Here is a 20,328-nt window from a genome sequence, read left to right as displayed (position 1 = left end):
CACAGTCTCCTCACTCGACGGGAGGCTGAATTGGACGATGCAGGACCGGCGTTGCAGGACGCCCTCAAGGTGCAGTGTTTCGGCTGTGGCACGCTCAACGAGCACGGGCTGCAGATCAAGAGCCGCTGGCAGGGCGACGAGCTGGTGTGCCGCTGGCAGCCGCCGCCGCACTACATCGGCCACCCCGGCGTGGTCTATGGCGGCGCCATCGCCTCGGTGGTGGATTGCCACGCCGTCTGGACGGCCATGGCCGCCCATTGCCGCGACCACGGCATCGCTCTCGGCGCCGGCGCATCGCCGCCAGCCTTCGTCACCGGTCGGCTGAACGTCGACTACCTGCGGCCCGCGGATATCGAGCAACCGCTGGAACTGCGGGCCCATGTGGTGGAGCACAGCGGCCGGCGCAGCACCGTCACCTGCCGGGTGCTGCAGGGCGACGTTGAATGCGCAACGGCCGAGGTGGTCGTCGTGCGGCTAAAGGAGGCCTGAGATGCGCGCCGTCCTTTGCCACGACTACGCCGACCCGCCACGCTTTGCGCTGGCGGAGCTGCCCTCGCCCACGCCCGCCGCTGGCGAGGTGCTGGTGGACGTCCACGCCGCCGCGGTCAGCTTCATGGACCTGCTGATGGCCCAGGGCCGCTACCAGATGCGGCCGCCCCTGCCCTACACACCGGGCAGCGACGCGGCCGGCGTGGTGCGCGCGGTTGGCGCCGGCGTCACCCACCTGCAGCCGGGGGACCGCGTCGCCTGCGGCGGCTGGACCGGCGCCTGGGCCGAGCAGATGCTCGCACCGGCCACGCAGGTGACGCCGCTGCCCGCCGGGGTGGACTTCGAGACCGCCTGCACCGTGCGCTACGCCTACGGCACGGCGCATTACGCGTTGGTGGAGCGCGCCCGGCTTCAACCGGGCGAGACCGTCTTCGTCAGCGGCGCTGCGGGCGGCGTCGGGCTGGCAGCGGTGGACCTGGCGCATCACCTCGGCGCACGCGTGATTGCCGGGGTCAGCACCAGCGAGCGTTCCGAGGTGGCTCGCAGCCGCGGCGCCGACGCCGTGGTGGCCTACGCCGAGGAAGACCTGAAGGCGCGAATCGCCGCGCTGACCGACGGCCAGGGCGTGGACGTGTGCTTCGACAACGTCGGTGGCGACGTGTTCGCCACCATGTCCCGCCTGATGGCCTGGGGCGGCCGGCTGCTGACGATCGGCTTCACCAGCGGCGCCATTCCCTCGCTCGCGGCCAACCTGCCGCTGCTGAAGAACTATTCCCTGGTGGGCGCCTTCTGGGGCGCCTGGGCCATGCGCCACCCCGAGGCCAGCGCCCGCGCCGACGCGCAGCTGATGCAGCTCGTGGCCGAGGGCCGGCTGCGCCCCCAGGTGGCCGCGGCGCTGCCGCTGGCGCAGTTTGACGACGCCCTGACCCAGTTGCGCGACCGGCGCGTACAGGGCCGCATCGTGCTGCGCCTGCGCTGAACGCTGATTCGACGGAGATTCTCGACATGCCCTGGCTCGCCATGCTGTACGCCCTCGCGGCCTACGCCTTCTCCCTGGTCACCTTCGTCGGCGCGATCGGTTTCGTCGGCAACCTGCCGGGGTGGCCCAGGACCATCGACGACGGTGCCACGGCGCCGCTCGCCGAGGCCCTGCTCGTCAACCTCGCGCTGCTGGGACTGTTCGCGGTGCAGCACAGCGTGATGGCGCGGCGCGGCTTCAAGCGCTGGTGGATCCGCGTGGTGCCCGAGTCGGTGGAACGCGCCACCTTCGTGGCCGCGGCCAGCGCGGTGCTGGCGCTGCTGCTGTGGCAATGGCGCGCCATCCCGGCACCGCTGCTGTGGTCGGTGCAGGACCCGACCGGCCGCCTGGCGCTGCAGGCGGTGTTCTGGGCCGGCTGGGCCGTGCTGTTGATCAGCACCTGGCTGCTCGACCACTTCGAGCTGTTCGGGCTGCGCCAGCCCTGGGCCCAGCTGCGCCGGCAGCAGATCGCGGCACCGGTGTTTCGCACGCCGCTGTTCTACCGGCATGTGCGCCATCCGATCTACGTCGGCTTCCTGCTCGCCTTCTGGGCCACACCGCGGATGACGGCCGGCCACGCGCTGTTCGCAGCGGCCAGCACGGGCTACATCCTGGTGGGCATCTGGTTCGAGGAGCGCGACCTGGTCGCGCAGTTCGGCCAGCGCTACCTGGCTTACCGCCGGCAGGTGGGCATGCTGTTCCCGAAACTGCGCCGCCGCGGCGACTAGCCCTTTTGACGGGTTCGGGATCTCAGGCGGCGCGGAAGAAGCGATGCACCGCCGTGGCACGGGCCGCGAAGGCGCCGCTGAACAGGCCCAGCACCGCGCTCACCGCGGCGACGAACCAGACCTCCTGCAGGACATGGGCACCCATGCCGGTGGCGAAGCCCAGGCCGAACTTGGTCATGAAGATGCCCAGCATCAGGCCCATCGGCACCCAGCTGCCAGGCATGCGCACGGCGGCACCTTCCTTGGCCAGACCGCGCGGCGCCAGCAGCGGGCCGCCGAAGAAGACCGCCGCGGCAAAGGCCACCGCCCAGGCCAGCACCGGCACCATGTGCGCACCGAAGGCCGCGGTGACGCCATACAGCGACAGGGCCAGCATGACCAGGGCCACCTTGGCGAGGGTGCCGGGCTGGACGACACGGTCACGTGACTGCCGATAGCCCAGCATCACGAGACCGGCGAGGAGGAAGAAGGGCCAGACGGGGAGGGAAGCAGTCATGGGGGTTCTCCGTTGCGTTGCGATGGAGCGGACTGTGCTGTCGCCTCGATCCCGGCGCGATCCGCTTGCGACGAATCGACAGGGCGGGCCGTGAATCGCGACCGGTGGTCGTGAACGGTGCGGAGCGGCCACCGAATCGCCAGAATGGCGCCCCGAGCAGACAGCAGAACAGTGAGGGACGGGATGAGCACACGTCGCTGGGTGATCCCGGCTTCCTTCTTCAGCATGGTGCTGGGCCTGGCGGGCCTCGGCACGGACTGGCGCGCGGCGGCGCGGCTGTGGGGCCTGCCCGCCTGGGCAGGTGAGGCCGTAATGGCGGTGGCCGCGGCCGTCTGGGTGACGCTGGTGCTGCTGTACGGCCTGAAGTGGCTGCGCCATGGCGCCGAGGCGCGCGCCGAGATCGAGCACCCCATCCAGTGCTGTTTCGTGGCCCTGCTGCCGGTCACGACCATGCTGGTCGGCATGGCGGCGTTTCCACATTCACGCCCCGTTGGAGTCGCGCTGTGCACGGCGGGGTCGATCGGTGCGCTGGTGTTCGGCGCCTGGCGCCACGGCGGCCTATGGCGCGGTGGGCGCAGCGTCAACGCCACCACGCCGGTGATCTACCTGCCCACGGTCGCCGCCAGCCTGGTGTCGGCCATGGCCGCGGGCGCCCTGGGCTGGCCGGAGCTGGGGCAGCTGTTCTTCGGCGCCGGCGTGCTGGCCTGGCTGGCCATGGAGTCGGTCATCGTGAGCCGCCTGCTGACCGCCGAGCCGCTGCCCTTGCCGCTGCGGCCGACTCTCGGCATCCAGCCCGCGCCGCCGGCCGTGGCGCTGCTGGCCTATTCCGCCGTCACCTCCGGCCCGCCGGACCTCATCGCCCACGGGCTGCTCGGCTACGCCCTCGTGCAAGCCCTGACCGTGCTGCGGCTGACGCCCTGGGTGCGCCAGCCCTTCACGGCCGGCTACTGGGCCTACACCTTCGGCGCGACGGCCATCGCTTCCGGCACGATGCGCTTTGCCGCCCGCGGCGACGACCGGGTGTTCGCCATGCTGGCGCCGGTGCTGTTCATCGTGGCGAATGTGCTGGTCGTGAGCCTGTTCATCGCGACTCTCGTGGCGGCGCTGCGGGGACGGCTGTTGCCGCCGCCCGCCCCTACGCCCTGACGAGGCTCAGCTCAGCACGACGCGCGCGAACTTGCGCTTGCCGACCTGCAGCACATGCTCGCCGGCGTCGAGCTTGAGACCCTTGTCAGCGATGACCTCGCCGGAGCGGCGCACGCCGCCCTGCTCGACCATGCGCAGGCCTTCGCCCGTCGACGCGACCAGGCCGGCGGCCTTCAGCACCTGGGCAATGCCCATGGGCGCGCCGCTGAGCTGCACCTCGGGGATGTCGTCCGGAATGCCGCCCTTGGCGCGGTTGTTGAAGTCCGCCTCTGCCGCATCCGCCGCCGCGGCGCTGTGGAAGCGCGCGGTGATCTCCTTGGCCAGCATGACCTTGGCGTCCTTGGGGTTGCGGCCGCCCTCGACCTCGGCCTTCAGCGCGGCGATCTCGGCCAGCGACTTGAAGGACAGCAGCTCGAACCACTTCCACATCTGCACGTCGCTGATCGACAGGATCTTGGCGAACATGGTGTTGGCCGGCTCGGTGATGCCGATGTAGTTGTTCTTGGACTTGGACATCTTCTCGACGCCGTCCAGGCCCTCGAGCAGGGGCATGGTCAGGATGCACTGGGGCTCCTGGCCGTATTCCTGCTGCAGGTGGCGGCCCATCAGCAGGTTGAACTTCTGGTCGGTGCCGCCCAGCTCCAGGTCGGACTTCAGCGCCACCGAGTCATAGCCCTGCATCAGCGGGTAGAGGAACTCGTGCACCGAGATGGGCGTCTGGGCGGCGAAGCGCTTGGTGAAGTCGTCGCGCTCCATCATGCGGGCCACCGTGTACTTGCTGGCCAGCTGGATCATGCCGGCCGCGCCCAGCGGCTCGCTCCATTCCGAGTTGTAGCGGATCTCGGTGCGCGCCGGGTCCAGCACCAGCTTGGCCTGGGCGTAGTAGGTCTCGGCGTTGGCCTGGATCTGCTCCTTGGTCAGCGGCGGGCGGGTGGCGTTGCGGCCGGACGGGTCGCCGATCAGGGATGTGAAGTCGCCGATCAGGAAGATGACCTGGTGGCCGAGGTCCTGCAGCTGGCGCATCTTGTTCAGGACAACGGTGTGTCCGACATGGATGTCGGGCGCCGTTGGGTCCAGGCCCAGCTTGATGCGCAGCGGCACGCCGGTGGCCGCCGAGCGAGCCAGCTTCTTGGTCCATTCCGCCTCCGGCAGCAGCTCGTCCACGCCGCGGCGCGTGACGGCCAGGGCCTCCAGGACGGCATCGGTGATGGGGAATTGGGCAGCAGCGGACATGGGGCATCGTGCCCGGTCACAAGCCGGACAAAATTGTTAAGTTATTGATCCATCGGGGTTAACCGGCATGTCGGGTAGGACAAAGCCGTTAGAATTCACCCTTCGTTTTGGGGGTGTTGTTTCAACACAACCAATCCAGGGATTTTAAGGGCCGCCCACGAGCGGCCTGCGCGTGGAACCGGCTCGGCCGGGATTGCCCCAGCGACAACCCCGGGAAACCGAGAGTGACCGTTCAGTATCGCCTTCAGCAACTCAAGACCAGCCTGCAGCGTGCCGAGGCCTTTGCCGCCAAGCACCCGCGTGCGCTGACGGCGTCCGTCGTGGGCGCCCTGAGCTGTTTTGCCGTGACCGCCTTCGGCATCGCGCCGCTGGCCCCCGATGCCGCCGCCCTGCCCAAGCGCACCCTGGTCGAGACGCTCGCCACGCCCGACATCGAGAGTCAACTCGATGAACTGGCTGCGCACGCCATCGGCCTGACCCGCGCCGAAGCCACGCGCTCCAGCGACACCCCCGACAGCCTGCTCAAGCGCGCTGGCGCCTTCGACCCGGCCGCCGCCGCCTTCCTGCGCACCGACCCGCTGGGCCGCCGCGTGCTGCAAGGCCGAGCCGGCAAGATGGTGCACCTGACGGCCGACGCCTCCGGCCAGGTGCAGAAGATCGTCGTGCGCTCGCCCGCCGAGAAGGTCGAGCAGCAAGGGAGTCACTTCACGCGCCTGACCATCGAGCGCGATGGCAGCCGCTTCACGGCCCGTACCGAGACGGCGCCCCTGCAGGCCCAGGTGGCCCTGGGCAGCGGCAGCATCCGCACCTCGCTGTTCGCCGCCACCGACGACGCCAACATTCCCGACGCGATCGCATCGCAGATGGCCGACATGTTCTCGGGCGACATCGACTTCCACCGCGAACTGCGCAAGGGCGACCGCTTCAGCATCGTCTACGAGACGCTGACGGCCGACGGTGAAGCCATCACCTGGGACGGCGGCGTGGGCCGCCTGCTGGCCGGCGAGTTCACGAACAACGGCCGCACCTACTCGGCCGTCTATTTCAAGGACAGCGCCACCGGCAAGAGCAGCTTCTTCGGCTTCGACGGCACCAGCAAGCGCCGCGCCTTCCTGGCCAGCCCGATGGAGTTCTCGCGCATCACCAGCGGCTTCGCGATGCGCCTGCACCCCATCATGAACACCTGGCGCCAGCACAACGGCGTCGACTACGGCGCGCCGACCGGCACGGCCGTGCGTTCCGTGGGTGACGGCACGGTCGAGATGGCCGGCTGGCAGAACGGTTTCGGCAATGTCGTGCAGGTGCGCCACAGCGGCGACCGCAGCACCGTCTATGCCCACCTGAGCCGCATCGACGTCAAGAAGGGCCAGCGCATCGAGCAGGGCATGAAGCTGGGCGCCGTCGGCATGACGGGCTGGGCCACCGGCCCGCACCTGCATTTCGAGTTCCGCGTCGGCGGCCGCCACATGGACCCGCGCACCATCGCCAAGGCCTCCGAGGCCGTCACGCTGCCGGGCTACGCCAAGTCGCAGTTCCAGCAGACCGTCGCCAGCGTCAAGACCCAGCTGGCCGTGGCCGAGACCATGGATGGCGTCGCTGCCGCTGACTGAAGCTCGTCGGCTCTACATCGGGCTGATGTCGGGCACCTCGCTCGACGGTGTTGACGGGGTTCTCTTCGACGCACAAGCGCTGGCCGTCACCGGCCATGTGCACGCCCCCTTCTCCCACGCGCTGCGCGACGAACTGCTGGCGCTGAACACGCCCGGCGACAACGAGCTGCACCGTGCCGCCCTGGCCGCCAATGGCGTGGCCCGCGCTTATGCCGATGTCGTCTCGCAGCTGCTGGAAGCCACGAGCACGACGCGCAGCCAGGTCGCCGCCCTCGGCGCCCATGGCCAGACCGTGCGCCATCGGCCGGATGGCTTCGACGGCTACACGACCCAGTTGCTGAACGGCGCCCTGCTGGCCGAGCAAACCCATATCGACGTCGTCTGCGACCTGCGCAGCCGCGACGTCGCCTCTGGCGGCCAGGGCGCGCCGCTGGTACCGGCCTTCCATCGCGCCGTGTTCGGCACGGGAGGCCAGGACGGCGCCGTGCTGAATCTCGGCGGCATCAGCAACCTCAGCCTGCTCTTTGCCGACGGACGCACCGGCGGCTTCGACTGCGGGCCGGCCAACTGCCTGATGGACGGCTGGATCGCCCGCCACCGCAACCTGACTTTCGATGCCGACGGCGCCTGGGCCGCCACCGGCCGGGTGCTGCCCGAGCTGCTGGCCGCCCTGCTGGCCGAGCCCTGGTTCGCGCTGCCGCCACCCAAGAGCACGGGCCGCGACCTCTTCCACCTGCGCTGGCTGGATGCCAGGCTGACGCCCGGGCTGGCGGCCGAAGACGTGCAGGCCACGTTGCTGGAGCTGAGCGCTCGCTGCGTCGTCGACGCGCTGAAGGCGCAGATGCCCGACGTCCGCACGCTGATCGCCTGTGGCGGCGGCGCACTGAACGGCCGGCTGATGCGGCGGTTTGCCGAACTGCTGCCCGGCGTTGCGGTGCAGACCAGCGCCGAGCACGGCCTGCCCGTCGACCAGGTCGAGGCCGCGGCCTTTGCCTGGCTGGCGCATTGCTTCGTCACGCGCCAGCCGGGCAATCTGCCGGCCGTCACCGGCGCCGCCGGGCCGCGCCTGCTCGGCGCCCTGTATCCCGCCTAGCCGGCTTCCACTTCCTGCTCAGGGTTGGCGGCCGCGGCCACGCTGTCGCGGGCGTCCAGTTGCCAGAAGATGGCCGCCGAGGCCATGGTGATCAGGGCCATGCTGGCGAAGGTGGCGCGGAAGGTCTGCAGGGTCTGCACGCCATCCATGCCGAAGTGGGCTGTGAAGGCCGCCAGCACCGCGCCCGCCGCGGCGACACCCATGCCCATGGCCAGCATCTGCACCATGGACAGCAGGCTGTTGCCGCTGCTGGCGTTGATGGGGTCGAGGTCCTTCAAGGTCAGCGTGTTCATGGCCGTGAACTGCATCGAATTGACGGCCCCGAAGAGGGCCAGCTGGAGGACGTTGATGACCACCGGCTGCCCCGGGGAAACGAGGGCGAAGCTGGCCATCGTCAGCCCGACCAGCAGGGTATTGACCGTCAGCACACGGCGGTAGCCATGTCGCATGATCAGCGGCGTCGTGATGCGCTTCATCGACATGCTGGCCAGGGCAACGGGCAGCATCATCATGCCGGCCTGGGCGGGCGAGTAGCCCATGACGACCTGCATCAACAGCGGGATCAGGAAGGGCATGCAGGAGCTGCCCAGGCGCGAGAACAGATTGCCCAGCAGGCCGATGCGCAGCGAACCGACCTGGAAGAGCCGAGGTGAAAACAGCGGGTCGGGCCGGCGCAGCGCATGCAGCCAGTAGGCGGTCAGGCTGGCGAGGCCGAAGATCATCAACAGCAGCACCGAGGCCTGACGCAGGCCCAGGCCGGACAGGCCGTCCAGGGCCAGCGACATCGCCACCATGCCGAAGGCCAGCAGCAAATAGCCGGCGAGGTCGAAACGCCCCGTGGAAACCGGCGCCGGCACCGGCATGTAGCGCAGCGTGGCCAGCGCGCCGATGACACCCACCGGCACGTTGATGAGGAAGATCCAATGCCAGGACGCCACCTCGACGAGCCAGCCGCCCAGCGTCGGGCCGATCAGCGGGCCTACCAGGCCGGGAATGGCGACAAAGCTCATCGCCTGCAGGAAGCGCTCGCGCGGGAAGGTCCTCAGCACGACCAGTCGCCCGACCGGCAGCAGCATCGCGCCGCCCGCCCCCTGCACGACGCGCGCGGCGACCAGCATCGTCAGGCTGGACGCCAACGCGCACAGCACCGAGCCGATGACGAACAGCACGATGGCACCGACGTAGACGCGCCGCGTGCCGAAGCGGTCGGCCACCCAGCCGGTGGCCGGGATCAGCATGGCCATGGTCAGCGAATAGGCGACGACGACGGATTGCATGCGCAGCGGGCTCTCGCCCAGGCTGCGTGCCATCACCGGCAGGGCGGTGTTGACGATGGTGGCGTCCAGCGTCTGCATGAAGAAGCCGAGGGCCACCAGCCACAGCAGCATGCGTTGATCGCGTTCCTGGTCCATGCGAGCCTGGGGCAAGTGAGGTGCCGCGAAATGCAAAGAGCCGCCACAAGGGCGGCTCTTCAGCAGCGTTGCGTCGTGCTCAGACCGAGAAGCTGGAGCCGCAGCCGCAGGTCGTCGTGGCGTTGGGGTTCTTGATGACGAACTGAGCGCCCTGCAGATCTTCCTTGTAGTCGATCTCGGCGCCGGTCAGGTATTGCAGGCTCATCGAGTCGATCAGCAGCGTCACGCCGTTCTTCTGCATCTGCGTGTCGTCTTCGTTGACGGCCTCGTCGAAGGTGAAGCCGTACTGGAAGCCGGAGCAGCCGCCGCCCTGCACGAAGACGCGCAGCTTCAGGTCCGGGTTGCCTTCCTCGGCCACCAGGTCACGCACCTTGTCGGCGGCGCTGTCTGTGAAGACCAGAGGCACGGGAATGTCGGAGACGGGGGTATCAAGCACGGCACTCATGGCGAGGCTCCTGTGAATCTGTCCTGAGACGAATATGGGGATTGTCGGCGCAAAAACAAAAGGCCGCTTGAAGCGGCCTTTTGTGTCCAAAGCGTATGAATTAACGCTTCGAGAACTGCTTCCTGCGACGGGCGCCGTGCAGGCCGACCTTCTTACGCTCGACTTCACGCGCGTCACGCGTGACGAAGCCGGCACGGCTCAGTTCGGGCTTCAGGGCGGCGTCGTAGTCGATCAGCGCGCGGGTGATGCCCAGGCGCAGGGCGCCGGCTTGGCCGGATTCGCCACCACCGTGCACGTTCACCTTGATGTCGAAGGCTTCGCCATTGTTCGTCAGCAGCAGGGGCTGCTTGGCGATCATGATCGAGGTCTGACGACCGAAGTAGGTGTCGATGGTCTTGCCGTTGACGATGATCTGGCCCGTGCCCTTCTTGATGAAGACGCGAGCAACCGACGACTTGCGGCGACCAGTACCGTAATTCCAATTTCCGATCATGGCCGTTCCTTAGATCTCGAGAGCCTTGGGCTGCTGGGCGGTGTGCGGGTGCGTGGGACCTGCGTAGACCTTCAGCTTCTTGACCATGGCGTAACCCAGCGGGCCCTTGGGCAGCATGCCCTTGACGGCCTTCTCCAGCGCGCGGCCGGGGTGCTTGGCTTGCATGTCCTTGAACTTCGTGGCGTAGATGCCGCCAGGGAAGCCGCTGTGACGGTAGTACACCTTGTCGGTGGCCTTGTTGCCGGTCACACGGAGCTTTTCGGCATTGACGATGACGATGAAATCACCGGTGTCGACGTGAGGCGTGTAGATGGCCTTGTGCTTGCCGCGCAAACGGAGTGCCACTTCGCTGGCAACACGTCCGAGCACCTTGTCGGTGGCGTCAATCACAAACCACTCGTGCGTCACTTCGGCCGGCTTGGCGCTGAAGGTCTTCATGAGAGTAGCTTTCGCTGTGTCGACCCCTCAAAGAAAGGCCGACGATGTATGGCTGAATACTGCCCGGCCTCGGTGCTGCTTCTAAGCGCAGCCTCTCAACACGGTTCTTTCCCGCAGCCTTTTGACGGAAAAGCCCACGAGTGTACCAGCGCCGCCGATGGTTTGGAAAGGCTCGACGCGTTAACCTTGTCATATCCGCAGACCCGACATGTCCACCCCCCCGCCCGCCCCTCCTGATCCGCCCGCCGAACTCACGGCGGACTGGGTTCACGAGCTGTCGGCCTTCGGCCCGGATCCGAATGTGCCGCCTGCCCCCGCCCCTGCCGAAATCGTCGGCCCGCTGGCCAGCGCCCGGGCCGCACTGGAGCGGCTGTCGACCTGGGTGCCCATCCGGTCCCTGGCGCGGCGCCACCGCCGCCGCATCATCGAGCACCTGCTGGCCCTGGAGCCCCACGACCGCTATCTGCGCTTCGGCTACCCGGCGTCGGACGAGCAGATCCGCAAATATGCGCTGAGCATCGATTTCGCCCGCGACGAGGTGCTGGGCATCTTCAACCGCCGCCTGCACCTGATTGCACTGGCCCACCTGGCCTATGCCCCACCCTTGAATGGCGGCAGCGAATCCGACCGCAGCATGGCCGAATTCGGCGTCTCCGTGCTGCCGCAGTCGCGCAGCCGGGGTCTGGGAAGGCGGCTTTTCGATGCCGCTGCCCTGCACGCCCGCAACCGCGGCGTCGACACCCTCTTCATCCACGCCCTTAGCGAGAACCGGCCCATGCTGCGCATCGCAGCGGCGGCCGGCGCCCTGGTCGAGCGCGACGGCGGCGAATCGGCCGCCTGGCTGCGCCTGCCGCCCGACTCCTTCAGCTCCCAGGTCGAACAGGCCCTGGAGCGTCATCTCGGCGAACTGGATTTCCAGTTCAAGCGCCAGGCCCAGGTGCTCAGCGGGTTCGTCGACAGCGTGGCCGAGGTCAAGGCCCATTTCGAATCTCCCGGACGCGCCGCCAAGGAATAAATGACGGCCTGACAGGCATTTGCAAGCGTCTTGATCCCCTGAGCACGGGGGCATCAGGACTAGCGAGTAATGTCTTTTGGGGACGTTGCGCTTACATTGACCGCCCATTGCGCCGCGAATCCAACAGGTCGGCGTCATCCGCCGAAATCCCTGCAGGGTATGCCGTACGCCATCTATTGGATCGCCGCGCTGGCTGTTTGCGTCCTGGGTCTGGCCATCAGCCTGATCTGGGCGCTGCGTCGCCCCGCGTACGCCAATAAAGGCCTGCCGGCGGAGTGGTCACTCACGGCACGACCGGTGTTCACGACCGACGAGCGGCGCGTCTTCCGCCTGCTGCGCGAGGCCCTGCCCCATCACGTGGTGCTGTCCAAACTGCCCCTGGTGCGCTTCTGCCAGCCGACCGAGGCCAAGGAAGTCCGTTACTGGTTCGACCTGCTTGGCGCCTCCCACGTCACTTTTGCCATCTGCAGCCCCAACGGCCGCGTGCTGGCCGCCATCGACCTGGAAGGCGAGCGCGGCGTGACGTCTCGCGCCCTGCAGATCAAGCATGCCGTGCTGTCGGCCTGCCGCGTGCGCTATCTGCGCTGCGCCATGGACCAGTTGCCCAGCGTCGCCGAACTGCAGCTGCTCGTGCCGCAGAGCAGCAACTCACGCGGCCCGCTGCCGGCACCGGCTGCGACGTCCGGCCTGTCGCGCCGCCGCTCCAGCAGCGGCGAGGACGAGTTCGGCAGCGACTGGGGCCAGTTCTCCCAACCCCTGCCGCTGTGGCAGGACGCCGGTGTCTTCGGTGGCAACAACAACGAAGGCTATGGCGACCGGGAACGCGAACGCGAGCAGCGCTATCAAGCCGCCCGCATGCCGGCGCAGCCCGCGCCGCAGCAGCATCAGCGCCGCCTGCCCCAGCGCAACCTCGACACGACGCGCTACAACCCGCGCAGCCTGCCCGTGCTGGACGACGCCGATGAGGAGGCCATGATGGACGACATCGTCGGTGTCGTCGTCGATGCCCCGCGCTACGCCACCCAACGTCCGCGCAGGGGATAAGCCCATCCCGGCGACACTCGCCGGATGCATCACGCGACCCCTGACCTCAGCTTCGGCGACTTGACGCCGGAGTTCATGCTCGACGCCCTCGATGCCGCCGGCCTGCGCGCCGACGGCCGGCTGCTGCAGCTGAATTCCTTCGAGAACCGCGTGCTGATGCTGCATCTGGAAGACGGCGGTGCGGCCGTCGCCAAGTTCTACCGCCCGGCGCGTTGGAGCGATGCGCAGATCCTGGAAGAACACGCCTTCGCCGCCGAGCTGGCCGCCGCCGAGGTGCCCGTTGCCGCACCCTGGTCGCTGGACGGCGGCTCCACCCTCTTCCACTACCAGGGTCAGCGCCTGGCCGTCACGCCGCGTCAGGGTGGCCGCGGGCCGGAGCTGGAAGACCCGGAAGTGCTGCGCTGGATAGGCCGCTTGCTGGCCCGCCTGCATGGCGTCGGCCGCCAAAAGCCCTTTGCCGAGCGCCTCACCTGGGCCAGTGCCGCGCCAGCCCAGACGGCACGCGACTGGCTGATGGCCAACGACGCCATCCCGCCCGAGATCGCCGCCACCTGGGATGACGCTGCCCAGCGCTGCATCGCTGCCATCCAGGCCGCCTTCGACAGCCTGCCCGACCTGCAATTGACCCGCCTGCATGGTGACTGCCACCCCGGCAACATCCTGTGGACGCCCGACCGCGGCCCGCATTTCGTCGACCTCGACGACGCCGTCACCGGCCCCGCCGTGCAGGACCTGTGGATGCTGCTGCCGGGTTCCAGCGAGGAGCCCGATGCCGCCCGCCGCCTTCTGAATGCCGTGCTGGACGGCTACGAGCAGATCGCCGAATTCGACGACCGCGAACTGCGCCTCATCGAGCCGCTGCGCACGATGCGCATGATCCACCACAGCGCCTGGCTGGCGCGCCGCTGGGGCGACCCGGCCTTTCCCCTCGCCTTCCCCTGGTTCGGCACGCCCAACTACTGGCTGGACCAGGTCGCCAAGCTGCGCGAACAACTGGAGGCGATGAAGCCCAAGGATGCGCCACCCACGCTGGCGCGGGACGAAGACGTGGTGGACTTCGACGGCGACGGCTTCTCCTAACGCCAGGTCGCCGGCGTCTCGTTGGTGTGCACGGTCACGTCGGAGCGGCTGCCGTCCAGCGGACGGATCTCCAGCGTCAGGCCGAACTGCAGGCAGGGGTTCTCGGCCGCAATCGCCGCGGCCTGCTCCAGCGTCTCGGCGACGATGAACCAGTAGCCACCCACCCATTCCTTGGTCTCGGCAAACGGGCCGTCGGTGATGAGGCCGCCCTTGGCGATGACGCGGCAGCCCGTCTCCAGGCGGCTGCCGGGCTTGAGCCTGCCCTGGGCCAGGCCCTGTTCGTACCAGACGTAGAAGGCGTCGACAGCCGCCTGCACGGCCTGCGGGCTGGCGTCGGCATCCCACTGGCCGCGGGACAGCACCAGATAGTCATTCATCGGCATCAAGCAATCTCCTGCAAGTCGGGGCGCATCATCAGGGCAAGGGGCTGGTCAGCACCACGGCATAACCATCGGGGTCGCGCAGCCAGAACTCCCAGTTGCCGTTCTCGCTCCAGCGCCGTGGCCTGACGACGTCGACATTCATCCCCTCGGCCCGCGCGACGGCGGCATCGAAATCCCGCAGTTCGAACCACAGCAGCATGCCGTTGCCATGCGGCAATTCAGGGTCGCCCAGCGGCCCATGGTCGTGGCCGATGTCCCAGCGGTGCAGCTGCAGCACCAGGCGCCCGTCGACGTCGTTGATGCGCTCGTACTCGTCACCACCATGGCCGCTGTGGGCGCCCAGCAGGTGTTGATACCAGCGGCTGCTGGCGGGCACGTCGCGGACGCAGATCAGCGGGGCGAGTTGCATGGCGGCTCTCCACAAGATGCATGAAATGCTAGCGGCACTGGCTGAGCGATTGGCAGAAAATACTGGATATACATACAGTATTGTGCTCTCATTCAAGCTCCGGTTCCTTCCCTCTGACCTGCTTGCTTCCCGGCCATGCTGCCCGCCTCCGTCGCCACTCCCGCCGCTCTTTCAACGCCACCCATGGGCCGCCTGCCGCTGGACGACGTCCGCCTGCAGGGCCGGCTGTGGCGCGGCAGCAGCCTGGGCGCCGTAGCCGATCCGACCCTGCCCAGCGGCTTTACTGCGCTGGACGCCGAACTGCCCGGCGGCGGCTGGCCCACGCGGGCGGCCATCGAGCTGCTGGCGCCGCAATCCGGCGTGCTGGAATGGCGGCTGCTGGCGCCGGCCCTGCAGGCTTGGTGGGCAAGGCAGGCGCTTTCGCCCCTGTCACCAGGCCGACGCTCGCGCCAGGCCGCCGAGCCGGCTCTGCGTTCCTTGCTCCTCATCAACCCGCCGCACACGCCGCATCTGCCGGGCCTGAGCGCCCTGGGCCTGCCGCCGTCGGCCCTGGTCTGGGTGGAAGCCGGCACGTCGGCCCAGGCCCTGTGGGCGGCCGAGCAGGCCATCAAGTCGCGCGTGGCCGTGCTGGCCTGGCTGCCCGAGGCGCGGCCCGAACAGATCCGCCGCCTGCAGGTCAGCGCCCTGAGCTCGGATGCACCCACCTTCCTGATGCGCCCCGAAAGCGCCGCCCGGCAGTCCTCGGCCGCGCCGCTGCGCCTGGTTGTGCAGCCGGGCGAAGGCTGGGATCTGGCCGTGCATCTGCTCAAACGCCGCGGCCCGGCGCACGAGGGCTGGCTGGCCCTGCCAGCCGTGCCGGGTGAGGTCGAGCCGCTGCTGACGGCGGCCAAGCGCAAGCCCCTGCCCGCGCCCGCTCCGGAACCCTTGCCGGCGCCGGTCACACCTTCGACGGAGCGCTCCCATGCGCTGGCTCGCCCTGTGCTGCACGCCTGATGCGCCGGCTGGCGATGTCGACGCACTCGGCTGGCTGGCGCTGAGTTTCACGCCGCGTGTCGCGCGGCTGGAGGAGGCGGTCGTCGCCGAGGTGTCGACCAGCCTGCGGCTGTTCCGCGGCGCGCGGGCGCTGCGCCAGCGGCTGCAGCAGCAGGCCTCACAGGCCGGCCTGGCTCTGGGCGCTATGGCCTGGGCACAGACAGCCGTGGGCGCATTGGCCCTGGCTCGCACCGCCGATACCACACCCGGCCGACTGGGCGAACGCCTGGACGCCCTGCCGCTGTCGGCGCTGACGGCCGCTCACACCCACCACGCCATGCTGGCCCGCCTGGGCTGCACCCGCCTGGGCGAACTGCGCCGCCTGCCGCGCCCGGCCCTGGCGCGGCGCTTCGGCCCGGCCCTGCTGACGGCTCTGGACCGGGCCTATGGCGACCTGCCCGAAGTACACGAATGGCTGAGCCTGCCCGACCGCTTCGATGCGCGGCTGGAGCTGCCTTATCGCGTCGAGCATGCGCCGGTGCTGCTGCATTTCGCCGAGGTGCTGCTGCGCCAGCTCTGCATCTTCCTCGCCGCCCGCCATGCCGGCGTGCGCACGCTGCGCCTGTCCTGGCAGCACGACGCCATGCGCGCGCGGGACGTGGCCGGCAGCGGCGAGATCGACATCGCCACGGCCGACACCACGCGCGACCTGCCGCGCCTGACGCGGCTGCTGGGCGAGCACCTGGCCCGCACGGAGCTGGCGGCGCCGGCCGGCGAGATCCGCCTCAGCGCCGACTCCGTGCTGCCCCTGCAGGAAGCCAGCGTCAGCCTGCTGCCCGGCCCCACCGACCCGGCCGAGCGCACGACGACGAATGCGCTGCTGGAGCGGCTGTCCGTGCGCCTGGGCGCTGATCACGTGCGCGAGGGACGGCTGCGCGAGGATCACCGGCTCGACCATATGCAGCGCTGGCAGGCTTGGCCGGCCCCACCGGCCGCCGCCTCGCGCCGCCCTTCCGGCCCCCAGCCCACCTGGCTCGTCCAGCCGCCGCGGCCGCTGCGCTCCGATGCGCGTGAACAGCCAACCTATTGCGGCCCCCTGAGCCTGGTCAGCGGCCCGCACCGCATCGAGGCCGGCTGGTGGGAAGGCCCAGGCGGCATGCAGGCGCGCGACTACTTCGTGTACCGCAGCGCCACGCGCGGCCTGCTGTGGGTCTATCACGAGCGGCCTTCCTCCACCCCTGCAGCCTCTCCAGGCTGGTTTCTTCATGGAGTGTTCGCATGAGCGCAGCGCAGGGCCGCCCCAAGCAAGCTCGTTCCCGCTTGGCGGGACAGGCCGCAGGCCGAAGGGTGCACCAATGACCCCGCCCATGTCCGATCGCGACGAGAGACTGGCCATGCTGCGCGAGCAAGGCATTGCGTCGGAGGCCGAGTTGCGGCGTGCGGCCGATGGCGGATGGCCTTCTCCATTCCCCGGTTCAGGCGGCGATCTGCCACGCTATGCCGAGCTGCACTGCCTGTCGGCCTTCAGCTTCCTGCGTGGCGCGTCCGAGCCGGCCGAGCTGGTGGAGCGCGCGGTCGAGCTGGGCTACGAGGCCCTGGCCCTCACCGACGAATGCTCGCTGGCCGGTGTCGTGCGGGCGCACAAGCAGTTGCGGGAGATGCGCGAGGCGGCACACCATGCCCTCAAGGAGGAGGCAAAGAAAGCCGGGCTGCCCATTGACGACATCGAGCAACCCCCGCTGATGAAGCTGCTGATCGGCAGCGAATTCCTCGTTCGCGACGACGCCGGCACGCCGCGCTTCAAGCTCGTGCTGATCGCGCAGAACCTCAACGGCTACGGCAACCTCAGCCAGTTCATCACCCGGTTGCGCCGCGCCAGCCCGGTCAAGGGCGAATACACCCTGCCCTGGCGCCAGATCGCGCCCGAGAAGCTGGGCGACTGCCTGGCCCTGCTGGTGCTGCCGCGCGAAGCCCCCGATGCCGAGCTGGCACCGGCCGCGCATTGGGTGCTGCGCCATTTCGCCGGCCGCGCCTGGATCGCCGTCGAGCTGATGCGCGAGGCCAGCGACGCGCTGTGGCTGCAGCGCATGCAGCAGCTTTCCGAAGACACCGCCCTGCCCCTGGTGGCCGCTGGTGACGTGCACTTCCATGTGCGCTCGCGCAAGTCACTGCAGGATGTGATGACGGCCACGCGCCTGGGTCGCACCGTGGCCGAGTGCGGGTTTGATCTGCAGCCGAATGCGGAGCGGCATCTGCGCAGCACTTACCGCATCTCGCGGGTCTATCCGGAAGCGTTGATGCGGGAAACGCTGCAGGTGGCGACGCGCTGCGAATTCAGCCTGAACGAGATCAGGTACCACTACCCCAGCGAGGTCGTGCCACCGGACGTCACGGCCGCTCAACACCTGCGCAACCTGACCTATGCCGGCGCCGAGAAACGCTGGCCCTGGGACGAGCAGGGCGTAGGCGGCGTACCCGACAAATGGAAGCACCGCATCGAGTACGAACTCGATCTGATCGAGGAGTTGGGCTACGAGCACTACTTCCTGACGGTTGGCGAGGTCGTGGAGTTCGCACGCGGCATCAAGATCCTCTGCCAAGGCCGTGGTTCGGCGGCCAACAGCATCGTCTGCTACTGCCTGCATGTCACCTCGGTCGACCCCGACCGCAGCACCTTGCTGTTCGAACGCTTCATCAGCCGCGAGCGCAACGAGCCACCCGACATCGATGTCGACTTCGAGCACGAAAGGCGCGAAGAGGTGATCCAGCACCTCTACAAGAAGTACGGCCGCGACCGCGCCGCGTTGACGGCCGTCGTCATCTGCTACCGCCCCAAGAGCGCCATCCGCGACGTGGGCAAGGCGCTGGGCTTCAGCGAAGAGCAACTGGAAGTGATGAGCCAGGACCACAGCGGCTGGTCCACCCAGGTGCTGCCCGAGGAGCACCGCGTCGAACTGCTGCAGAAGCTGGGCTTGCCGGAGGACGACCCGCGCCTGCTGCAACTCATCACGCTCGGTCGCCAGCTCAATGGGCTGCCGCGCCACCTGTCCCAACACGTCGGTGGCTTCGTGCTGACCGAAGGGCCACTGGAGCGGCTGGTGCCCATCGAGAACGCGACGATGAAGGATCGCAGCGTCATCGAATGGGACAAGGACGACATCGACGAGCTGAAGATGATGAAGGTCGACGTACTGGCCCTGGGCATGCTCAGCGCCATCCGGCGCTGCTTCGACCTCGTCAACCCGATGCGCGGCACGTCCATCGACCTGACCATCCCGGACAACGACATCCCCACCTACGACATGATCTGCAAGGCCGACACCATCGGCGTGTTCCAGATCGAGTCGCGGGCGCAGATGTCCATGCTGCCGCGACTGAAGCCACGCAAGTACTACGACCTCGTGGTCGAGGTTGCCATCGTGCGGCCCGGCCCCATCGAAGGCGGCATGGTGCACCCCTACCTGAAGAATCGCGCGCTGGACCCCAAGGACATCAAGTACCCGAAGGAGGCCTTGAAGGAAGCGCTCGAACGCACCTGCGGCGTTCCCATCTTCCAGGAACAGGTCATGCAGGTGGCCATGATCGCGGCTGGCTTCACTGCGACCGAAGCCGATGGCCTGCGCCGCGCGATGGCCGCATGGAAGCGCCCTGGCGTGCTCGAAAAGTACTACGGCAAGGTCATCAAGGGCATGCGCGAACGCGGCTACGAAGACTCCTTCGCTGAGCAGATCTTCAGCCAGATCAAAGGCTTCTCTTCCTACGGCTTCCCCGAGTCCCACGCCGCCAGCTTTGCCCTGCTGACCTATGTCAGCTCCTGGCTCAAATGCCATGAGCCCGCGGCCTTCCTGTGTGCGCTGCTGAACTCCCAGCCGCTGGGCTTCTACACGCCCAGCCAGCTGGTGCAGGACGCGCGCCGGCATCAGGTCGAGGTGCGCAGCATCGACGTCAACCACAGCAACAAGGACAGCACGCTGGAACTGCGACCGGGCCAGCACCAACCCGCGGTGCGCCTGGGCCTGCGCCTGGTCAGCGGCTTGGGCGACGAGGCGGCCGATCGCATCGAGCAGGCCCGCACTCGCGATGGCGATTTCGCTCACCCGCAGGATCTCGCCTTCCGCGCTCGCCTGACCCAGCAGGACATGCAGCAGCTCGCCGCCGCCGATGCGCTCACCTCACTCGCCGGCCACCGCCGCCAGCAGGTCTGGCAAGCCTCGGCACTGCACGCCATGCCTGAGCTGCTGCAGGGCAGCCTGCTGCCCGAGGACGATCTCGCCCTGCCCGCCGCGCAGGAAGGCGAAGAGGTGCTGTGGGACTACGCCGCCACCGGCCTGACGCTGCGACGCCACCCGCTGGCCCTGCTGCGCCCGCGCCTGGCGAAGGAGGGGCTGCTCAGCGCCCAGCAACTCGACGGCGTCAAGAGCGGCCGACGCGCCAAGGCCTGCGGCATCGTCACCGGCCGCCAGAAGCCGCAGACGGCCAAAGGCACCCTCTTCGTCACGCTGGAGGACGAGACCGGCAACGTCCAGGTCATCGTATGGCCCAAGGTTTATGAAGAACACCGCGGCACCATCCTGGGCGCGCGGCTGCTGGCCGTCGAAGGCGTCTGGCAGCGCGGCGACGGCGATGTGAGGCATCTGCTGGCGCAGGGCTTCATCAACCTCAATCCGTTGCTGGGCAGGTTGCCGACGGAGAGTCGGGATTTCAAATGAGGGTGGTCTGTCGGCGATGGCTCATCCTGCCTTCGCTGAAGGCAACCAAAGCGTCGAGCGCTGATCGAGCCCTTCATAATCAAGATGGCCTCGCTGGTTCGAGGCGCCTAGCTTT

At 68.6% G+C, this 20,328-nt stretch carries 19 protein-coding genes and 1 pseudogene; 12 read left to right on the top strand and 8 right to left on the bottom strand.

The features are described from left to right. The first annotated feature begins 30 nt into the window (after positions 1 to 30). The 3 genes from ACS5PN_RS20715 to mddA are packed head-to-tail and all read left to right on the top strand — an operon-like array spanning position 31 to position 2,235. Positions 31 to 489, top strand: a complete 459-nt coding sequence (locus tag ACS5PN_RS20715) for a PaaI family thioesterase (RefSeq protein ID WP_439465905.1) — start codon at positions 31 to 33, stop codon at positions 487 to 489. A 1-nt stretch (position 490) separates the two neighbouring features. After that, entirely contained in the window at positions 491 to 1,468 is a 978-nt protein-coding gene (locus tag ACS5PN_RS20710; protein ID WP_439465904.1) for an NADPH:quinone oxidoreductase family protein, read from the top strand. Between the two features lie 26 nt (positions 1,469 to 1,494). Beyond that, complete coding sequence (gene mddA, locus ACS5PN_RS20705; RefSeq protein ID WP_439465903.1) at positions 1,495 to 2,235, top strand: methanethiol S-methyltransferase; 741 nt, start codon at positions 1,495 to 1,497, stop codon at positions 2,233 to 2,235. 22 nt (positions 2,236 to 2,257) lie between these two features. Here the strand turns inward: mddA and ACS5PN_RS20700 are convergent, their stop codons facing one another. Next, entirely contained in the window at positions 2,258 to 2,731 is a 474-nt protein-coding gene (locus ACS5PN_RS20700) for a DUF6622 family protein (RefSeq protein WP_439465902.1), read from the bottom strand. A 183-nt stretch (positions 2,732 to 2,914) separates the two neighbouring features. Between ACS5PN_RS20700 and tehA the strand changes: the two genes are divergently transcribed. Further along, positions 2,915 to 3,877, top strand: a complete 963-nt coding sequence (gene tehA, locus ACS5PN_RS20695; protein ID WP_439465901.1) for a dicarboxylate transporter/tellurite-resistance protein TehA — start codon at positions 2,915 to 2,917, stop codon at positions 3,875 to 3,877. 6 nt (positions 3,878 to 3,883) lie between these two features. On the opposite strand, the gene tyrS is transcribed toward tehA, so the two are convergent. Then, on the bottom strand, positions 3,884 to 5,110 hold the full coding sequence (tyrS, locus tag ACS5PN_RS20690; RefSeq protein ID WP_439465900.1) for a tyrosine--tRNA ligase: 1,227 nt from the start codon (positions 5,108 to 5,110) through the stop codon (positions 3,884 to 3,886). A 224-nt stretch (positions 5,111 to 5,334) separates the two neighbouring features. Between tyrS and ACS5PN_RS20685 the strand changes: the two genes are divergently transcribed. Together ACS5PN_RS20685 and ACS5PN_RS20680 are read left to right on the top strand one after the other, a co-directional pair. After that, positions 5,335 to 6,720, top strand: a complete 1,386-nt coding sequence (locus ACS5PN_RS20685; RefSeq protein WP_439465899.1) for a M23 family metallopeptidase — start codon at positions 5,335 to 5,337, stop codon at positions 6,718 to 6,720. Next, the gene (locus ACS5PN_RS20680; RefSeq protein WP_439465898.1) at positions 6,698 to 7,813 is read left to right on the top strand and encodes an anhydro-N-acetylmuramic acid kinase; all 1,116 of its coding nucleotides are present in this window, start codon (positions 6,698 to 6,700) and stop codon (positions 7,811 to 7,813) included. Before ACS5PN_RS20685 ends, ACS5PN_RS20680 begins: the two co-directional genes overlap by 23 nt. Here ACS5PN_RS20680 and mdtD read toward each other — a convergent pair. From mdtD to rplM, 4 genes are all read right to left on the bottom strand, one after another. Then, a complete protein-coding gene (gene mdtD, locus ACS5PN_RS20675; RefSeq protein ID WP_439465897.1) occupies positions 7,810 to 9,225 on the bottom strand; it encodes a multidrug transporter subunit MdtD in 1,416 nt (471 codons plus the stop codon). The genes ACS5PN_RS20680 and mdtD overlap by 4 nt on opposite strands. 79 nt (positions 9,226 to 9,304) lie before the next feature. After that, the gene (erpA, locus tag ACS5PN_RS20670; RefSeq protein ID WP_439465896.1) at positions 9,305 to 9,670 is read right to left on the bottom strand and encodes an iron-sulfur cluster insertion protein ErpA; all 366 of its coding nucleotides are present in this window, start codon (positions 9,668 to 9,670) and stop codon (positions 9,305 to 9,307) included. 100 nt (positions 9,671 to 9,770) lie between these two features. Beyond that, positions 9,771 to 10,163, bottom strand: coding sequence for a 30S ribosomal protein S9 (rpsI, locus tag ACS5PN_RS20665; RefSeq protein WP_119043835.1), 393 nt, complete (start codon positions 10,161 to 10,163; stop codon positions 9,771 to 9,773). A gap of 9 nt (positions 10,164 to 10,172) precedes the next feature. Next, the gene (rplM, locus tag ACS5PN_RS20660) at positions 10,173 to 10,601 is read right to left on the bottom strand and encodes a 50S ribosomal protein L13 (protein WP_056203159.1); all 429 of its coding nucleotides are present in this window, start codon (positions 10,599 to 10,601) and stop codon (positions 10,173 to 10,175) included. 208 nt (positions 10,602 to 10,809) lie between these two features. On the opposite strand from rplM, the gene ACS5PN_RS20655 reads away from it, so the two are divergent. From ACS5PN_RS20655 to ACS5PN_RS20645, 3 genes and pseudogenes are all read left to right on the top strand, one after another. Beyond that, a complete protein-coding gene (locus ACS5PN_RS20655; protein WP_439465895.1) occupies positions 10,810 to 11,616 on the top strand; it encodes a GNAT family N-acetyltransferase in 807 nt (268 codons plus the stop codon). Positions 11,617 to 11,685: 69 nt separating this feature from the next. Beyond that, positions 11,686 to 12,207: pseudogene (locus ACS5PN_RS20650) on the top strand (DUF2726 domain-containing protein); the annotation flags it as partial. A gap of 477 nt (positions 12,208 to 12,684) precedes the next feature. Then, positions 12,685 to 13,740 carry a serine/threonine protein kinase gene (locus ACS5PN_RS20645; protein WP_439465894.1) on the top strand — a complete coding sequence of 352 codons (1,056 nt, stop codon included), beginning with the start codon at positions 12,685 to 12,687 and terminating at the stop codon, positions 13,738 to 13,740. On the opposite strand, the gene ACS5PN_RS20640 is transcribed toward ACS5PN_RS20645, so the two are convergent. Both ACS5PN_RS20640 and ACS5PN_RS20635 read right to left on the bottom strand, forming a co-directional pair. Further along, positions 13,737 to 14,123, bottom strand: a complete 387-nt coding sequence (locus ACS5PN_RS20640) for a YciI family protein (protein ID WP_439465893.1) — start codon at positions 14,121 to 14,123, stop codon at positions 13,737 to 13,739. The genes ACS5PN_RS20645 and ACS5PN_RS20640 overlap by 4 nt on opposite strands. A 31-nt stretch (positions 14,124 to 14,154) precedes the next feature. Further along, entirely contained in the window at positions 14,155 to 14,532 is a 378-nt protein-coding gene (locus ACS5PN_RS20635; RefSeq protein ID WP_439465892.1) for a VOC family protein, read from the bottom strand. A gap of 135 nt (positions 14,533 to 14,667) precedes the next feature. Here ACS5PN_RS20635 and ACS5PN_RS20630 point away from each other — a divergent pair, with 135 nt between their 5' ends. The 3 genes from ACS5PN_RS20630 to ACS5PN_RS20620 all read left to right on the top strand — a co-directional run bounded on the left by ACS5PN_RS20630 (position 14,668) and on the right by ACS5PN_RS20620 (position 20,213). Further along, complete coding sequence (locus ACS5PN_RS20630) at positions 14,668 to 15,525, top strand: translesion DNA synthesis-associated protein ImuA (protein ID WP_439465891.1); 858 nt, start codon at positions 14,668 to 14,670, stop codon at positions 15,523 to 15,525. After that, positions 15,494 to 16,786, top strand: a complete 1,293-nt coding sequence (locus tag ACS5PN_RS20625) for a Y-family DNA polymerase (protein ID WP_439465890.1) — start codon at positions 15,494 to 15,496, stop codon at positions 16,784 to 16,786. Before ACS5PN_RS20630 ends, ACS5PN_RS20625 begins: the two co-directional genes overlap by 32 nt. An 85-nt stretch (positions 16,787 to 16,871) precedes the next feature. Continuing rightward, positions 16,872 to 20,213, top strand: a complete 3,342-nt coding sequence (locus ACS5PN_RS20620; RefSeq protein ID WP_439465889.1) for an error-prone DNA polymerase — start codon at positions 16,872 to 16,874, stop codon at positions 20,211 to 20,213. Positions 20,214 to 20,328 lie beyond the last annotated feature (115 nt).

This window comes from Roseateles sp. NT4, from assembly GCF_051857475.1.
Classification (GTDB): Bacteria; Pseudomonadota; Gammaproteobacteria; order Burkholderiales; family Burkholderiaceae_C; genus Pelomonas.
Note: the sequence above shows the minus strand (reverse complement) of the source record. Positions and strands in the feature narration are given on the sequence as shown.

Excerpts from the sequence above, each read along its gene's own strand:
- ACS5PN_RS20625 (WP_439465890.1), top strand. The coding sequence starts at position 15,494 with ATGCGCTGGCTCGCCCTGTGCTGCACGCCTGATGCGCCGGCTGGCGAT.
- tyrS (WP_439465900.1), bottom strand. The coding sequence starts at position 5,110 with ATGTCCGCTGCTGCCCAATTCCCCATCACCGATGCCGTCCTGGAGGCC.
- ACS5PN_RS20710 (WP_439465904.1), top strand. The coding sequence starts at position 491 with ATGCGCGCCGTCCTTTGCCACGACTACGCCGACCCGCCACGCTTTGCG.
- ACS5PN_RS20700 (WP_439465902.1), bottom strand. The coding sequence starts at position 2,731 with ATGACTGCTTCCCTCCCCGTCTGGCCCTTCTTCCTCCTCGCCGGTCTC.
- mdtD (WP_439465897.1), bottom strand. The coding sequence starts at position 9,225 with ATGGACCAGGAACGCGATCAACGCATGCTGCTGTGGCTGGTGGCCCTC.
- ACS5PN_RS20635 (WP_439465892.1), bottom strand. The coding sequence starts at position 14,532 with ATGCAACTCGCCCCGCTGATCTGCGTCCGCGACGTGCCCGCCAGCAGC.
- mddA (WP_439465903.1), top strand. The coding sequence starts at position 1,495 with ATGCCCTGGCTCGCCATGCTGTACGCCCTCGCGGCCTACGCCTTCTCC.
- tehA (WP_439465901.1), top strand. The coding sequence starts at position 2,915 with ATGAGCACACGTCGCTGGGTGATCCCGGCTTCCTTCTTCAGCATGGTG.
- ACS5PN_RS20655 (WP_439465895.1), top strand. The coding sequence starts at position 10,810 with ATGTCCACCCCCCCGCCCGCCCCTCCTGATCCGCCCGCCGAACTCACG.
- erpA (WP_439465896.1), bottom strand. The coding sequence starts at position 9,670 with ATGAGTGCCGTGCTTGATACCCCCGTCTCCGACATTCCCGTGCCTCTG.
- rplM (WP_056203159.1), bottom strand. The coding sequence starts at position 10,601 with ATGAAGACCTTCAGCGCCAAGCCGGCCGAAGTGACGCACGAGTGGTTT.
- rpsI (WP_119043835.1), bottom strand. The coding sequence starts at position 10,163 with ATGATCGGAAATTGGAATTACGGTACTGGTCGCCGCAAGTCGTCGGTT.
- ACS5PN_RS20620 (WP_439465889.1), top strand. The coding sequence starts at position 16,872 with ATGTCCGATCGCGACGAGAGACTGGCCATGCTGCGCGAGCAAGGCATT.
- ACS5PN_RS20630 (WP_439465891.1), top strand. The coding sequence starts at position 14,668 with ATGCTGCCCGCCTCCGTCGCCACTCCCGCCGCTCTTTCAACGCCACCC.
- ACS5PN_RS20680 (WP_439465898.1), top strand. The coding sequence starts at position 6,698 with ATGGCGTCGCTGCCGCTGACTGAAGCTCGTCGGCTCTACATCGGGCTG.
- ACS5PN_RS20645 (WP_439465894.1), top strand. The coding sequence starts at position 12,685 with ATGCATCACGCGACCCCTGACCTCAGCTTCGGCGACTTGACGCCGGAG.
- ACS5PN_RS20640 (WP_439465893.1), bottom strand. The coding sequence starts at position 14,123 with ATGCCGATGAATGACTATCTGGTGCTGTCCCGCGGCCAGTGGGATGCC.